The sequence below is a fragment of the Marinomonas sp. NPDC078689 genome (assembly GCF_044542435.1).
Lineage (GTDB): Bacteria > Pseudomonadota > Gammaproteobacteria > Pseudomonadales > Marinomonadaceae > Marinomonas > Marinomonas arenicola.
Genome location: NZ_JBITUJ010000003.1, coordinates 391024 through 406883 on the forward strand (window position 1 = coordinate 391024; position 15860 = coordinate 406883).

The following is a 15860-nucleotide window of genomic DNA, read 5'->3' on the forward strand; positions in this document are numbered from 1 at the left end:
GCTTTGCATCGTTCGACCTTTAAAGTCACTAAGCATTTAGTTCATAACTAAAAAGCTAAACAATTTCTGGTGCCACATGCAGCTTTTCTTCTTCTGCATGATCCAGCTCTGGGTCTCCTTTACCTTTGGAGATTTTAATCACATAAGCAGTGGCCACAAACATACCAAGTATGCCAATGATGGTTGATAGCTGCATTGGTAATCCGAAACCTAATGTACTGCTGTTAAGAATGAAAGTAATACAAACGGCGGTCATAAACATCGCTGGAATCGTTGTGATCCAATGAAATTTATTAAAGCGAAGCAAGTAAGCAGACGCCGTCCATAACATCATTACCGCTGTCATTTGGTTAGCAAAGCCGAAGTATCGCCAAATAATAGCGAAATCAATTTGCGTTAACACACCGCCAACAACAAACAATGGGAGTGCCATTAGCAATCGATTTTTAAGCGTTTTTTGCTCCATATTGAAGTATTCAGCAAGAATAAGACGGCTGGAACGAAACGCGGTATCTCCTGAAGTAATCGGCAAGATCACCACACCTAAGAACGCAATAACGCCACCAAAGGTGCCTAACAAGCCAAAAGACGACGTATAGACGACATTTCCAGGACCACCTTGAGCGACAGCATCACCCAGTGAGCCCATAGAACCAAAGAAAGACAGCGCGATAGCACACCAAATTAATGCGATAACGCCTTCTCCGATCATGGCGCCGAAAAACACAAAACGGCCATTTTTCTCATTTTCTAAACAACGTGCCATAAGCGGCGATTGCGTAGCATGAAAACCTGAAATAGCGCCACAAGCAATAGTAATAAACAGCGCAGGCCACAAGGGTAAATTGTGTGGATTCATGTTAGTAAACATGTCGCTGAATTTATAGTCAGCCAAAATAGCGTGGTCACTCGAAAATGCGATGGCGCCAATAAGACCAACAGACATAAAGATTAACAAGGCACCAAAGAGTGGGTAAAAACGACCAATGATTTTATCGATAGGGACGACTGTCGCTAGGATGTAATACGCAAAAATAATCACAACCATTGTCCCCATTGAAATGGTCGCGCTGGTTTGCTCATTCACTAGATTAGTAATCATACTCGCTGGTGCTGAAACGAAAACAACACCGACTAAAAGCAACAAAACAATCGCGAACACATTCATAAAATGCTTCGCGCCTTTGCCTAGGTAACGACCGGTTATTGAAGGGACTGATGCTCCACCATTTCTGATTGAAAGCATACCCGAGAAATAGTCGTGTGTAGCGCCTGCAAAGATACAACCGAGAACGATCCATAACATGGCTGCTGGGCCGTATAACGCTCCCATAATAGGACCAAAGATCGGCCCTACTCCGGCTATGTTTAATAACTGAACTAGGTAGATTTTTTTATTAGACATGGGCACGTAGTCCACACCATCGCGCTTAGAAAAAGCGGGCGTTGTGCGATTTTCTTTGATGCCAAAGATTTTTTCTACGAAGGTACCATAAATGAAGTAGCCTGCGATTAACGCAGCCACACAGAAAAGAAACATCATCATAATTATTATTGTCCTATAGATTGATGGTTTTATTTTTTCCAAAGACAATAAATCCATACGCAATAATAATCATGTGGCGTTTTGTTGAGCGGTTACATGCCAATTTAAGCGGTCTTAGTTGGCAATAAGTGGAAAAACGAAAACTGGAAAATTTAGAAAATCACCCACTAAACAGTGGGCATTAGTCTCTAGACGATGCCAAGTTCAAGCTTTAGGGCCTTCAAATAACGACGACTGACAGGAATCACGTTACCGCTTCGGGTAATGACTTCTGCCAATCCATTGTCCAGCAACTGAATTTCTTTAATGGCTTTTGTGTTAATCAAATACTGGCGATGGCAGCGTAATAACGATGTCTTTTCTTCTAGAATTTTCAAGGTAAGTTGGCTGGTTTCACGCTGCGTAGCGGTTTGAATGTGAACGCCTGAGATATCACTGTACGCCGTTTCCACCTCTTCAATTGGCACAATCATGATACGTTGGTGGCCAACACAAGGTACTTGTTGCAATGACTGAGTGGCTAAGGCATCGACTTGTGCCTTGGTATGCGGAATGACCTGAGTACTTTTTACTTTCAGCAAACGCTTTATACTGACCTTTAACCGCTGAGGATCGATCGGCTTAAGTAAATAATCAAAGGCGTTATCTTCGAAAGCTTTGACCGCATATTGGTCAAAGGCAGAAGTAAAAACAACACTAGGCATGCTCTCTGGGTCTAACATTCCAATAAGCTCTATCCCACTTATCTTTGGCATTTGGATGTCTAAAAAGACCACATCGGGCTTAACCGTATGAATCAACTTCAGACCGTCTATTGCATTGGCAGCCTGTCCGATCACGTTCACTTCTTCTGTTTCTAGAAGCAACTCTGTTAACTCTTCACGGGCAAAAAACTCATCATCTATTACGATTGCCGTTAGCATAATTACGTTGTCTCACATTCTTGTTTTTAGAGGTATACAGGGCTAAATAAGCGACATTCTAATCGCCAATGATGACTAAGACCAAGCCTGTTGACGCATTTTATAGGGGTAACAGAAAACTCATTCGAGTGTACTCATCTTGCTGACAATCAATAGTCAGATCTGAGCGAGAGCCAAATAAATTAATTAGACGTTTTGTGACTATCTGCATTCCTAACCCATCAGAATCCATCAATGGTGTGATAAAACGTCCTGCGTTGTCTTCCACGTAGATACGATGCCCTGCCGTGACTTTCTGGCTATAGATTCTGACTTTACCGCCTTCTAGTAAATGGCTGATCCCATGTTTAATGGCATTTTCAACAAGAGGCTGTAAAGTAAAACTTGGCAGTGGTTTATCTAATATTTCATCATCAATATTGATGTCGATTTCTAATCTGTCCGTGAAGCGTGCCTTTTCTATTGTAAGGTATGCTTTGACATGTGACAGCTCCTCTTTAAAAGAGACCGTTTCAATATTTTGCTTTAGATTACTACGAAAGAAGTGCGATAGATGCTGTATGAGTTCTCTCGCTTTATTAGGGTCACGGCGGACAACCGCACTGATTGTGTTCAGCGCGTTAAAAAGAAAGTGTGGGTTTACTTGAGCTTGCAACAACTTAATTTCGGCTTGGGTTAGTAAAGTCTGTTGGTGCTGAAAATCACCATATAAAATCTGACTCGATAACAGCTGACCAATTCCCTCTCCCATTGAGCGATTAATATTGGACAGTATTTTCCGTTTCGGCTCATAAAGTTTGATCGAACCTACGACTTTTTTACCTGCTCGCAATGGAATTACCATGGCAGAACCCAGCTTACAATGCTTGGATAATGAGCAGTGATAAGGCGTTTCTCCACTGCCGAGAAACATCACTTGATTTAACGCCATCGCTTGGAGCGTATATTTAGAAGAAATGGGCGTATTCGGCTTATGGTGATCATCACCCGTGCCGATAAAGGCTAAGATCTTCTCGGTGTCTGTGATCGCTACAGCGCCTACTTTCGTTTCTTCGTAAATGATTCTGGCGACCTTTTCAGAGTTACTAGCATCAAACCCTGAATTCCAGATACCAACGCTACGTTCAGCAATCGTCAATGCACGCTTCGAGAACGTTGCTGAATATTCCTCAAAGATTGTTTTTTTGTCTTGTAGAATGCTTACAAACAAAGCAGCCCCTACGCAGTTAGAAACAATCATTGGCACCGCAATTTCAGATACCAGTTGATAGGACTGACTAAATGGCTTAGCCACCGCGATAATAATCAGCATTTGAATTACTTCGGCAACAAAGGTAACCGCAAGCACGACCATGGGTTTAAACAACCGTTCAGGCTGCTTTTTCCTGACAAAATACAGGTGCACTAAACCACCAATCAGCCCTTCAGCCGTTGTCGATATGGCACACGCAACATCGGTGAAGCCACCCAAGCTATAACGATGTAAACCGCCAGTTAAACCAACCAGAAAACCCACCACCGGACCGCCTAAGAGACCACCTATAACGGCCCCAATCGCACGAGTATTCGCAATAGCGTCGTCAAACTCTAGGCCAAAATGGGTTCCCATTATGCAAAATAAAGAGAACAGTAGATAACAAATAAATTTGTGTGATCGTCTTGAAGAAATATTTAGCAGCGGTAAGAAAACCGGAGTCTTGCTTAGCATATAAGCCAACACAAGATACACGCACATTTGCTGTAATAACGATGGTACTAAGTGCATAAGCCCTAATCTGTTGTCTTGTAGAACATGAAGTTACGAAGATGGGAAGCACATAGGCCAACACTTCATTTTCGCTCAAGATATCGCAAAGAAAAGATAATGACCAGATTTAGTCTTATGCGAAGAAAGACCTAAACAAACCAAAGGAATGAAATTGCTCAGAGATAAAAGCGCAGATAACGACAGGAGTTAATCCACTAAGACTGCCGCTACACGGCCATTTTTTTATGGTTTGGGTTGTTAATAAAAAGGCATAGTGGATATAGCATAACGCTCATTAAACCATTGTCTAATGAGCGTTAGTTGCCTAGCTCTTCAAAGTACTTTACCAAAGACTTATAAGAGCTAGTAAATTAGCTTAAGCGCGGAGGTAAGCCCACCCCTTCGCTTGCTGATGAGCAAGGTACTGAACCGCTGCATCGACTTGCTTAACGCCTTCTTGAGCAGAAAGTGATTGCGCTTGAAGGCTATTACGACAAATCACCAAGCGGCTTAAAATGTCTTCGTCAGTTAGGGTAACCGCCAATGCGGCAGCTGGACCATTTACGACGATTTCCACTTCAGCGTCGGATTCCAATTTAAGCAAGTTGCGAGCGTTATTCTGAGCTCGCTTCAGAGCATCCACTGTGGGTGCATGAATCAATAACTGAGTAACAGCCATGACGGTTTCCTTCTAAAAATTAAAGTGCGTTGGCGATGTCTTGAGCCAATGTTTGCAGAGCATCGGAGCCACGGCGACGAGGGCGTGGCAGGTCAATAGCTTGGTCTAGCACGACGTTCGCCGGTGAACCGGACAGCACCACCACTCGATCCGCCAAATAAATGGCTTCTTCAATATCGTGGGTAATAAACATCACCGCTTTGCGTGTCTGTTCCCAGATCGCTAATAACTGATCTTGCAAATGCTGACGCGTGATAGCGTCCACCGCGCTGAACGGCTCATCCATCAACAATAAGTGAGGCTTAACCGCCAATGCTCTGGCGATACCACCACGCTGTATTTGCCCACCTGACAATTGATGGGGCCAACGGTCAGCCAGCTCATCAAGTCGAGCGAGCTTTAGCACTTCGTCAACACGATTGGCTTTTTCTTGCGCGGTGAGCTTAAGACCTTTAAGACCGTAAGCCACATTACTGCGCAAACGACGCCAAGGCATTAGGCGGCCGTCTTGGAACACAACGCCACGAGAGCGGCGAGTATTGTCTTCCTCAACTTGCAGTGAGATGCTGCCATGACTCGCCGTAGCAAGACCAGCAACACAGCGTAACAAGGTCGATTTGCCAACGCCAGAGCCACCCACGACTGCGATAAACTCACCGTCTTCGATACGAAGATCCAAGTTAGCAAAAACAGGCTCTGGGCTTTCACCATAGTGATAGCTCAGGCCTTCAATATTTAGGATGGGCGCCATGTCAACACTCGCTTCTCAATAAAACCAAACAGGGTATCGCTCAAGGTATAAACCAGAGAGATAATCAGCATGTAAACCACAACCACTTCGTAAGCCCCTACGCCAGCGGCCGAATTCATTTCCTGCCCCATACCTGGAACACCCAACAATTCGGCGGCGATTAACGTCATCCAAGCTTGTCCGATACCGGTTCGAATGCCGGAAAAAATACCCGTCGCTGCCCCAGGCAAGGTCACTTGAAGCGCCTGACGCAAATGCCCATTTTGACCAAAAGCACGCGCCAGTTCATAAAAGCGAGAATCCACATTACGAACCGCAGAATAGGTCGCAAAGTAGTTTACCCAAAACACGCCAATCGCAATCACGAACGCGGCTCCGGCATGACTTACTTTAAACCAAGCAATAGCAAAAACGACCCATGCTAATGGAGGAATCGGTCGTAGAATCCGTGCTAGCCAAGCGTGCAATGCGTCTAACAAGGATGAAGACGCTGCCAAGGTACCAATCAAGAAGCCCAGAAAAGTACCAATGGCTAAGCCCCAGATGTAGTGAACCAAGCTGGAAAGAACCGCCGGTATCAAACGTCCTGAGGTCCACTCATCGGCCAATGCTTGTGGCAATCTAAATGGGTCTGGGATAGTTCCTGCTGCCGCCCAGCCTGCCGATTGAGCGTATTTCCAGAGCATGACAAACGCCGCCACACCTATCATTCCCAGTAAGGCACGCCCCGATCGGGAGCGTGTCAAAGGATGAGCTTGTAATGCCATGACGGGGAATTACTCCTTAATTAACTCATTATAGAAGCGCACATCAAACAAGGCGTTAAGGTCGACACTCGCTTTGAGTGTGCCCTGACTTGCTTGAAAATCACGCATGGTACGAGTGCCATCGATGATGGCATTTGGGTCTGCTTGAAACTGATCGCGTGAGTTCTTTAGCGCATTTAAGACAATTTTTGCAGGTAAACGACCGCCACCGACGTATTTACCCACCGATTTCACCGCTTTTTCTGGATCATTACGCAGTTCGTCCGTTGCCGCTATATGGGCTTTCACCAAGGCTTTTACCCATTCAGGGTGCTCATTAATCAAGGACTCACGCACGGCCAGCACCGCACCCGGCTGATGTGGAAACATACCAGAACCAGATGCGACGACTTTCGCATCGGACTTACGATCCGTAACTATGCTGACGACAGGCTCTAGAATTGCAGCGCCATCAACGGCTTCTGTCATTAGTGATTGCTGAACCTGAGCCGCACCTTGGTAAATAATGTCGATGTTTTGCTTGATCTCATCTTGGCTCATGCCCAATTGCGTTTGCAACCAGTACTGCAACACGGTTTCTGGTACAGAACCTCTAGGGAAAGTGGAGATAACGGCTTTACGACCTTTATCTGCTTTAAAGCGGGCAAACGCTGTTTTTGCATCGCCGTTGTCAAAATAAGGCGACAACCCACCTAACGCTACCATGCTGATTTGCTCAACAATGTTAGAAGCAACCACTTTGATGTCAGCGCCTTTCGCTCGCGCTACCATAGCGGGCCCAATGCCAAGATAAGCAACATCTAACTGACCGGCCAACAAGGCCTGTACAATCGCAGGGCCATTTTGAAATTTGAACAACTTAGGATCGCTAATGCCTGCGTTCTCTAATGTATTATTTTCCAAGACAATAAACGCTTGGGAAACAGGAATAATGGGCATATAGCCAATTTCAAGGGACTTATCGGCAGCGGCCACTAAACTACTCCAGCCACACAACACCAAAGCCATCAGAGTCACGAGACGACGCATGAGAGCACTCCAGATAATTAAGATTTGAGTGCAAATCATATATAAACTAAAGGAATATTAAAACCCAAATAAAGATCATTTCGAACTAAACAGAACAAAACAATCTCAATAGAAAAATACAAGTCGAAGAATCCTGCTTAATATCAATAAGATATGACTCGTTTGCTGCTTAATTATGCTCTAAAAGAAGAATCTATCGCCTGCATCTGAATGGTTTTTTAACACAAATCATACTGGCCTTTACGCCCTATTTTAAGGCGCGACAGAGGGCTGAGGGGGAATAATAGCAATGAGCATACTGTGCTTCCCTGAGTGAGCGAAACAATAGACATTGTCTTATCAAAAATAGTGCCACTTCTAGGAGATGCAAAATGACTTTTAATCATAGGTTAATGAAAAGAAAGAAGGTCATTCAGTTTAATAAGCCGTGGTACAAATAAATCAGTTTTTATGCTCTTACAACATGGAGTACTACCAGCCTAGGCGGAAAACAATGCCAACCAATTAAATCACTAGGAGTACAGATGAGCTTACCTGTTAAGTCTATTTTTGACGAAGTAATCAATCGCTCTAAAACAAATTCTATGAAATGGGCTCATGCTGATCAGCTATTACAAGCAAGCGAAGCCAAGGCTAACCCGTTACCAATGTGGGTCGCGGATATGGATTTTCGCGCACCACAAGCTGTTATTGAGGCGCTGCATGGCGCGGTGGAAGAAGGCATATTTGGCTACCCTGGCGGCGCGACAGAAAGCTACCAAAAGGCCGTTATTAACTGGCAGGCAAAACGCTTTAATTGGAAAGTAGAAGCAGATTGGCTCGTGCATACACCAGGTATCATTACCAGCCTAAAAGTAATCGCTCAGGCATTTTCAGCACAGGGCGATTCCATACTCATACAGCCACCAGTGTACGCACACTTTCACGATGATATGTTGATGAATGGCCGACGTTTGGCCCTTGCACCGCTGACACGAACAGAAACGGGTTACGGTTTTGATCCAGATATTTTCGAGCAAGCCATTCAACCCAATACCAAACTCTTTATTATGAGTAACCCTCATAATCCAACGGGTAATGTTTGGACTGAGGCTGAGCTTCGTACCATGGGTGATATCTGTGAACGCCATGGCGTCTTGGTGGTTGCCGATGAAATACACCAAGATTTGATTATGAATCCGCTGAAAAAACACATTCCCTTTGCCTCTTTAGGAGAAGGTTATGCGCGCAATAGCATTACTTGTACGGCACCAAGTAAAACGTTTAATTTACCGGGTTTGCAAAGCGCCAATGTAATGATCCCAAACCCTCGTTTGCGAGCCGAGTTCATACGCCAGTACGAGCGCAATATGTTTCCATTAGTCAACACTCTTGGCATGGTGGCTGCGGAAGCCGCGTACACTCATGGTGAGCCTTGGCTGGAAGAACTGCTTGAGTATTTACGAGGCAATCATAGTTACTTTGCTGACGCCATTAACAGTGCGACGGACAAAATTAAAGTCTTGCCGGCAGATTCTTTGTATTTAAGCTGGATGGACTGTCGAGGAATGGAAATGAGCGCCCCAGAGCTAGAGCATTTCATGCTCACAAAAGCACGCCTTTGGTTAGATAAGGGACAGAAGTTTGGCCTAGAAGGTCATGGTTACATGAGGATAAACTTAGGCTGCCCACGCTCCACGGTTGAAGAAGCGGTACAGCGTTTGCTCTCGGCTATATAGCCTCGATTAAAATACACATTGCTTAAAGCTCATTTAACTCCCTGTTTAATGAGCTTTAAGCCCCCTAATATCATCTATTAAAACAACCTACTAAAATGACATACCTTATGGGGCAGACGTATCACACATGCTGACCAGCGCAGAAGCCACTGGCCCATGCCCACTGAAAGTTGTAACCGCCTAACCAACCTGTCACATCAAGTACTTCGCCAATGAAATACAATCCTTTTTGCTTGCTGGACTCGAAGGTTTTAGAAGACACTTCGTTGGTATTCACACCACCCAAAGTAACCTCTGCGGTACGATACCCCTCTGTACCATTAGGGGCGATGTCAAAATTGGCAAGGTAGTGAAATAAGCTTTCGATCTGCTCATTCGATGTTTGCGCACTGCGCTCATTCAACCAAGAGAATTGCCCTTTGATCAATTCCACTAGGCGCTTTGGCAAGTGATTAGACAAAACGCCTTCAAAGCTTTTCTTTGGTGTATTTTGACGAACCGCTTGTAGACTTTCTAATGTCAAATTAGGCGCTATGTTGATATGAAGCGCTTCACCTGGCTGCCAAAAATTGGTGATTTGTAAAATCGCAGGGCCACTGACTCCGCGATGGGTAAACAGCATTGGCTCTTGGAATGCGGTGCCATTTGCACTCGCTTCTATGTCGCACGCAATGCCTGAGAGTTCTGCCAGTTGAGCCTTTCGATCAGGCTGTACCGTAATGGGTACCAAGCTCGCTCTGGTTGGCAAAATATCATGCCCTACTTGCTTTGCCATATCATACCCAAAACCACTGGCGCCCATGGTGGGGATAGACAAGCCTCCGGTGGCAATAACCAAAGATTCACACGCAAAGTCACCTTGATTGGTCTTAATGATCGTTTGCTCATTCTGATAATCGACGTTATAGATTTTGGTATTGAGTTTAAGCTCGGCACCCGACCATTCCAGTTCCGTTAAGAGAATGTCCAGTAAATCCTTCGCTGAATGCTCGCAAAATAATTGCCCCGGCGTTTTCTCAACATAATCCAAACCATGACGATCTACGAGATCAACAAAATCTTGAGGAGAGTAACGACGCAACGCAGAAATACAAAAATACGGGTTATCAGACAAAAAATGTTTTGGCGCAGCGTCCATGTTAGTAAAGTTACAACGACCACCGCCTGACATTAGAATTTTTTTGCCTGCTTTATTTGCGTGATCGAGCACAACAACTCGCTTACCACGGTACGCTGCCGTTGCTGCACACATCAAACCAGATGCGCCCGCGCCAATAATCACCACATCCACTTTTTCCACATTAAACCTCTGTATTTTAAGTTGGCTGCATTATAGAGATTGACTCTTAGATTGCCATTAAATCCCCAAAAATAGCTGAAATGTTTAAAAAATAGGGACGGATTTTTTTGTCCACAAAAACCGTGAAGAAGGCTGTGGGAATCATCGATATATCCTTATATTTCAATCAATTAGATAAAATCAAACATTATTTTTAGATTTCTTTATTCTGTTGATTTATCAGGCTTAATCATAAAAGAAGCACAAAAATCACACAATCTTACAAAAACATCTATACAGCTTTACTGTTTTTATATACAGTACTGTATAAACAAACAGTGACAATAACTGCCGAGGCTGTGGATATGATTAGTTTATGCATTAGAAGACAAAGTCTAAATCTGAATAAGTTTATTATTGGCGCGCTTGCTGCTCTTGCGCTTTATGCGCCCATAAAAGATGCCACTCAGTACCTAAGTTCGCATTTTGAAAAACAAACCATTGAAATTGTAGATGCGTCTTTTGGAGCCAAAACCGCATGGCAAAAAGACAGCAGTGCTTATATAAAGGTGTCACAGCGCCCGCAACCAAGTTTTGCACAAGCCCAAATCATTTACACTCGCTTGCGCTTAACCAATCCAACTTCCAGTCCTCAGACCTACCGTAAAATCTGGCTCAATTTTGAACACAGCAATGGCAGCCGTGAATACACAACCGATTACACCCTGTATAACATCGAGACTCATCAGCGCCTAATTGGCCAAAGTGTTCAACTAGGCGCAAACAGTAGTATTGATGTCATTGCTGCTTACCGCTTTATTCCAAGCTATGGAAAAAAAGCGCCAGAGGTAATGAGCGTCTCTTGGGAAGGCAATAACCTGATGAGAGAAAATGCCTGTGAATATGATTTAAAAACGGCAGCGGTCAATAATTTCCATTACCAATGTAAGAGCTAATCTTTAAGTCTCTAAGCGCTCACCCAAACAGAAGGCGTTTGGATCTGTCGTTCAGCGTTACTTTGAGATTACTCTAACAAAAAGGAAAAAATGTTCATAAAATAGCCAGAAGATAGCAAGATCAACCAACAAAACGCACCGTCTTGACAATTTCTTTTCGATTTTATTTGTTTATAGTCAAAAACAGGATAGTCATCATCGTTATTTTTCGGTAGCCTCTAGTAATCCCCTGAAATGAATCAGGTTTTTCTATCGGCTGGTGAAGTTAATCGATGTTAATTGACTTTTTAAAAGCATTTTTCTTAGTTGATCGTGCCCAACTTAACCGGTACAACAAGAACACCTTTCAGCAAAGTGCGCTGCGGATCTTGATCACCTTAACTCTGCTCGTTTTCCTTGGTGTTGAGTTAAATAGCCTGTTCATTGCGACCGATAAAGACAGCGAACTTTTCCTGATTGTTAATAGCCTTTGCCTAACCTTATTATTTGCGCTGCTGTTTTTCTGTAAAAAATACACTCAAGCCAGCTCCCTTCTATTCCTTGGCACCCTTGCCGTCATTGGTTTGCTGCTTGTGACTCTTTCAAATGATTCTCATGCGGCTAAATACGGTTTGATCTCATTGTACTCATTGCCTTTAATGGCACGATTACTGTTTGGTTTCCGCCTTTCTTTTTTACTCAGTGTTGCAAATTTGGGTTCCTTCTATTTGATTGTGACGGATTCTCACAGCTTAGAGTTAACAGGCTCTGTTGGTGTGGTACCCGCCTTTGCCTCTTTCTATTTCCAAGTACTGACTTTTGTCACTTTGAACTTCGCTTTGCCTTTTGCGGTCTCTAGGATCATGTTTACCCTGGAGCAAAATGCCACTCACCTTGAATCGCTTTATCGCCGGTTAAACAGAAACTACACCCTCTATGAAGAAATTTTTGAGCACACAGGTACACCTACATTACTGTGTAATAAATATGGGAAAGTACTAAAGGTGAATCAGCCTGCACGTAAACTGCTCTCACTTTCCCAGCAAGACAAAATTGAGAACAGCAAAATCCAATCTTGGTTGGTGCCGTTGAACCAAAAAACAGAACGGTATTTTTGGCAATCCAATGCTGTTGAGTGCACATTAAAGAAAGACGCTAATGTTTATATTGAGGTCCATCGGGCAACACTGACAAACCATGGCCACTATATGCTGCACTTGCAGAACATCAGTCACTTAAAAGCCCTTAAACAAGAGCTAGAAGATTCACAAGAAACCAATAGCCGCTTAGTCCATTTTGATGCCCTTACCCGCTTGCCAAACTTTCATTACTTTTGCAGTCAGGTAAATCAAAGAATAAAACAAGAAAAAACACATTATACTGGCGCGATGTTTATTATTCGTATCAGTCAATTCAAGCTGTTAAACAAACAATATGGGAAGGACAACGCTAACCGCATCATTCTCAACTTCTCAAAAACACTGCAAAGTAGACTATCGGATCAAACTATTATCAGTCGCTTACGAGGTGTGAAATTTGCCTGTTTCCTCCCACTAGGGCAGGCCTATTTGATTCAACGTAATTTGTCCGCACTGATCAAATCCGTACTTCCTGAACAAATAAGAATGGATGGCAACGCACTCAATATTGATTATCAAGTTGGCATTGCGTACTACCAAAACAACGGTCAGAGCGCTGAAGAGCTACTTGAGCATTGTGAAATGGCACTAGAGTACTCAAACAGTGCGGATAAATACTCTTATTATGATCACCAACTTGAACGTAAGTTGGTGGAAGAGCACCAGCTCGGTCTGCAGCTCGGTGCAGCAATAAAACGCAATGACATTGTTTTGTGGTTACAGCCTCAGGTTGCACCCAATGGTCAAATTTGCTCTTTTGAAGCCCTTGCTCGCTGGCAAAAAGAAGACGGTAATTTTGTCTCTCCATTTGTGTTTATTAATATCGCGGAAAAACTAGGCTTATTGCCCGTGCTAGCCGAGAATCTACTTCGCTCATTGATTCCTACGCTAAGCGAATGGCATGACGAGCACATTCACACGCCTGTTGCGTTTAATTTGGCCGGTCAAGAGCTGATGAACGATGCCTTCTTTGCGTTGTTAATGTCACTGGCTGCAGATCACCCTTGGTTAAGCGATATGCTTGAGCTTGAGATCACAGAAACCAGCCCTGTGATGACAAACCCGCTCATCCATAAACGCTTAAAAGCCTTGCACCAATATGGTTTCGTCATTGCGATTGATGACTTCGGCACCGGACAAGCTACCATGGGACAGCTGATCGACATTCCGGCTACCGTACTGAAAATAGATCGTCGCTTTGTTGCCCCACTACCAGACGACCAGCGTCACCTAGACATCGTTAAATCCACCATTCAGCTTGCGCTTTCTCTTAATATGAAAGTCATTGCAGAAGGGATTGAAACCAGAGAGCAAGCGAATTTGCTCATCGCACTGGGCTGTCACACCTTACAGGGCTATTACTACGCAAAACCAGCGCCTATGACAGATTGGACCAATAACAACCATGAGAAAGCCAAAGAACTGCGCATGGTTTACTAAACGTCTTTCTTAGCTTGTCGCTGCGTCTAGACTGATAGAGCTGAAGCCAATGACTCCCTACTCTATTCTTCATCACACTTGCCACACGCTCTCTGACCTATTCATTTTCTATTCTATTAAATTCACGCCACACTCTACTCGCCATTAAATCACGATTGAAATGACTGTTAGCCAACTGTTGAACTGACTGTTGAACCGACAGAGAAATACATATTTAGCAAGAAATCAGCAGAACCATGATGACTAAACATACTTTCATAGAAATGCCTTGATAGTAATGCCTACCCCCTAAACAGCAAAAAGCCAGACCCTATTGGGATCTGGCTTTTCAGTACAAGGTTTAAGAATTTTCGCTCTACAAGTCTTATTTGATCAAATAAGGCATGTGATTAAAAAGACATGTTATAGGCGAGCGAGATAACACTGGCAGAAGAAGAATAATCTGCGCTGTAAGTGCCTCGAGCGCTGTCTTCATCTAAATCAGTACGATCAACCGACACATCTTCAATGTCTACATAGGTGTAGGCAAAGGTCGCTGATGAAGTTTCACTAAAGTGGTAAGTGCCACCCATTGAGTACCAGGTACGATCCCCATCTGGGGTTCTCGCGGAGCGGTATTCATCGGTCACTGGCGAATTATCGCGAGCGATACCGGTACGCAGTGTTAGCTTTTTAGAGTAATCGTAAGTTAAGCCTGCAGAATACATCCATTGGTCTTCAAAGCCGAAGGTGAGTTTTGAATTATCTTGATCGCTATCAAAGTCGATGTTTAAACCATCATCCATAGAGCTCCAACCGGTGCGAATCACACTCAAGCCCAGCTTCAATTTAGGCGTTAATGCTTGCTCTAAACTGATGGTCAAGATATCAGGGAAGGTGAGTGAATCACTAACATCTGCATCTACTAAGCTTTTAGCAGAAACTAAGCCCGAAAAAGTAGGACTGTCACTTGTGTATTTTACGTCACCTTCAAAATCAAAGTCGATTTTACTACGGTAACCCACACCAATGCGGGTACCTTTCACTGGGGTGAATAACACACCTAGGCTGTAACCATAACCAATATCATCCGCTTCAATTTTCCCCAACCCTTCTCCACCTTGAGATGGAACAGTCGTTCCTACCGCAGATTCTAAAGTCACTTCTGCTTTATGCACCTGCACACTGGCACCCGCTGAGAACCAATCATTGACACGATGGGCAAGAGAGAAGCTTAAAGCAATGTCTTGCAAGCCTGTTTCTGTGGCATGAAAGCGCCCTGCCCAATCGTCCCCATAATCACCAGATAGACCGAATGGCGCGTTTATAGAAAAGCCCGCGACCGTATCATCGGATAACGGCATGGCATAATACAAGGACGGCACTATTGCGTTATCAACAGAGTCAGTATTGGTTGAAGACCCTGATATTGATTGACCTGCCGCGTCTTTTGCTTCGATATTACTCACGTCCATCTTGGGCATGATGTAAGCCCCAGAGACATAGAAAGTATTTTTCTTCGCATTAAGGAAAAGCGCTGGGTTCCAATAGCTAAAAGAAATGTCTTCGCTGGACGCCGCCGCAGTAGAAAGTGCTGACCCCGACGCGGTGGCGCTTTGGTCACCAAGAGAGAAGCCTGCGGAATACGCAGACGATGCCGCCGCTACGGATAAGGTAACAAGGCTTACTTTGAACATTGTAGATGAGCATCTTGAAGAGATAGTCATGAGTCACTCCATTCTTATTTTTATTTTTGTCATCATTAGAAGAAGCATACCTGCTTTATCTAAAACGTCTTCATTATAGTAGTGCCTTTGGTGATATTACCATAGCGTATTTCATCATATTCCTTTTATTCTTTATAATTATTTCAAATATCAATAGGGTAAATATTTTCCAAAAAGCATAAAGAATACGTAAGAGAACAC

General features: G+C 43.8%; 12 protein-coding genes. 3 read left to right on the forward strand and 9 right to left on the reverse strand.

Annotated features, from left to right (window positions below; all coding sequences use genetic code 11):
- Positions 1-55: 55 nt before the first annotated feature.
- The 7 genes from ACIGBN_RS08035 to ACIGBN_RS08065 all read right to left on the reverse strand — a co-directional run bounded on the left by ACIGBN_RS08035 (position 56) and on the right by ACIGBN_RS08065 (position 7442).
- The gene (locus tag ACIGBN_RS08035) at positions 56-1546 is read right to left on the reverse strand and encodes a carbon starvation protein A (RefSeq protein WP_396664699.1); all 1491 of its coding nucleotides are present in this window, start codon (positions 1544-1546) and stop codon (positions 56-58) included.
- A 188-nt stretch (positions 1547-1734) separates the two neighbouring features.
- Positions 1735-2469 carry a two-component system response regulator BtsR gene (gene btsR, locus ACIGBN_RS08040; protein WP_396664701.1) on the reverse strand — a complete coding sequence of 245 codons (735 nt, stop codon included), beginning with the start codon at positions 2467-2469 and terminating at the stop codon, positions 1735-1737.
- A gap of 100 nt (positions 2470-2569) precedes the next feature.
- Positions 2570-4234: a LytS/YhcK type 5TM receptor domain-containing protein gene (locus ACIGBN_RS08045; protein WP_396664703.1), complete on the reverse strand. Its 1665-nt coding sequence runs from the start codon at positions 4232-4234 to the stop codon at positions 2570-2572.
- Between the two features lie 358 nt (positions 4235-4592).
- On the reverse strand, positions 4593-4895 hold the full coding sequence (locus tag ACIGBN_RS08050) for a hypothetical protein (RefSeq protein ID WP_396664705.1): 303 nt from the start codon (positions 4893-4895) through the stop codon (positions 4593-4595).
- Positions 4896-4914: 19 nt separating this feature from the next.
- Entirely contained in the window at positions 4915-5646 is a 732-nt protein-coding gene (locus ACIGBN_RS08055) for an ABC transporter ATP-binding protein (RefSeq protein WP_133003462.1), read from the reverse strand.
- Positions 5631-6413, reverse strand: a complete 783-nt coding sequence (locus ACIGBN_RS08060; protein WP_207923384.1) for an ABC transporter permease — start codon at positions 6411-6413, stop codon at positions 5631-5633. Before ACIGBN_RS08060 ends, ACIGBN_RS08055 begins: the two co-directional genes overlap by 16 nt.
- A gap of 9 nt (positions 6414-6422) precedes the next feature.
- Positions 6423-7442, reverse strand: a complete 1020-nt coding sequence (locus ACIGBN_RS08065; RefSeq protein WP_133003461.1) for an ABC transporter substrate-binding protein — start codon at positions 7440-7442, stop codon at positions 6423-6425.
- 524 nt (positions 7443-7966) lie between these two features.
- On the opposite strand from ACIGBN_RS08065, the gene ACIGBN_RS08070 reads away from it, so the two are divergent.
- Positions 7967-9160, forward strand: coding sequence for a MalY/PatB family protein (locus ACIGBN_RS08070; RefSeq protein WP_396664708.1), 1194 nt, complete (start codon positions 7967-7969; stop codon positions 9158-9160).
- A gap of 121 nt (positions 9161-9281) precedes the next feature.
- Here ACIGBN_RS08070 and ACIGBN_RS08075 read toward each other — a convergent pair whose 3' ends face one another.
- Positions 9282-10412 (reverse strand): NAD(P)/FAD-dependent oxidoreductase, encoded by a 1131-nt coding sequence (locus ACIGBN_RS08075; protein WP_396664807.1) that lies wholly within the window; start codon positions 10410-10412, stop codon positions 9282-9284.
- Between the two features lie 392 nt (positions 10413-10804).
- Between ACIGBN_RS08075 and ACIGBN_RS08080 the strand changes: the two genes are divergently transcribed.
- Together ACIGBN_RS08080 and ACIGBN_RS08085 are read left to right on the forward strand one after the other, a co-directional pair.
- On the forward strand, positions 10805-11395 hold the full coding sequence (locus ACIGBN_RS08080) for a hypothetical protein (protein ID WP_133003458.1): 591 nt from the start codon (positions 10805-10807) through the stop codon (positions 11393-11395).
- 272 nt (positions 11396-11667) lie between these two features.
- A complete protein-coding gene (locus tag ACIGBN_RS08085; RefSeq protein ID WP_396664710.1) occupies positions 11668-13953 on the forward strand; it encodes an EAL domain-containing protein in 2286 nt (761 codons plus the stop codon).
- Between the two features lie 389 nt (positions 13954-14342).
- Here the strand turns inward: ACIGBN_RS08085 and ACIGBN_RS08090 are convergent, their stop codons facing one another.
- The gene (locus ACIGBN_RS08090; RefSeq protein ID WP_396664712.1) at positions 14343-15629 is read right to left on the reverse strand and encodes an OmpP1/FadL family transporter; all 1287 of its coding nucleotides are present in this window, start codon (positions 15627-15629) and stop codon (positions 14343-14345) included.
- Between the last annotated feature and the right edge of the window lie 231 nt (positions 15630-15860).

Excerpts from the sequence above, each read along its gene's own strand:
- ACIGBN_RS08070 (WP_396664708.1), top strand. The coding sequence starts at position 7,967 with ATGAGCTTACCTGTTAAGTCTATTTTTGACGAAGTAATCAATCGCTCT.
- ACIGBN_RS08045 (WP_396664703.1), bottom strand. The coding sequence starts at position 4,234 with ATGCACTTAGTACCATCGTTATTACAGCAAATGTGCGTGTATCTTGTG.
- ACIGBN_RS08060 (WP_207923384.1), bottom strand. The coding sequence starts at position 6,413 with ATGGCATTACAAGCTCATCCTTTGACACGCTCCCGATCGGGGCGTGCC.
- ACIGBN_RS08050 (WP_396664705.1), bottom strand. The coding sequence starts at position 4,895 with ATGGCTGTTACTCAGTTATTGATTCATGCACCCACAGTGGATGCTCTG.
- ACIGBN_RS08080 (WP_133003458.1), top strand. The coding sequence starts at position 10,805 with ATGATTAGTTTATGCATTAGAAGACAAAGTCTAAATCTGAATAAGTTT.
- btsR (WP_396664701.1), bottom strand. The coding sequence starts at position 2,469 with ATGCTAACGGCAATCGTAATAGATGATGAGTTTTTTGCCCGTGAAGAG.
- ACIGBN_RS08085 (WP_396664710.1), top strand. The coding sequence starts at position 11,668 with ATGTTAATTGACTTTTTAAAAGCATTTTTCTTAGTTGATCGTGCCCAA.
- ACIGBN_RS08065 (WP_133003461.1), bottom strand. The coding sequence starts at position 7,442 with ATGCGTCGTCTCGTGACTCTGATGGCTTTGGTGTTGTGTGGCTGGAGT.
- ACIGBN_RS08075 (WP_396664807.1), bottom strand. The coding sequence starts at position 10,412 with ATGTGTGCAGCAACGGCAGCGTACCGTGGTAAGCGAGTTGTTGTGCTC.
- ACIGBN_RS08055 (WP_133003462.1), bottom strand. The coding sequence starts at position 5,646 with ATGGCGCCCATCCTAAATATTGAAGGCCTGAGCTATCACTATGGTGAA.
- ACIGBN_RS08035 (WP_396664699.1), bottom strand. The coding sequence starts at position 1,546 with ATGATGATGTTTCTTTTCTGTGTGGCTGCGTTAATCGCAGGCTACTTC.
- ACIGBN_RS08090 (WP_396664712.1), bottom strand. The coding sequence starts at position 15,629 with ATGTTCAAAGTAAGCCTTGTTACCTTATCCGTAGCGGCGGCATCGTCT.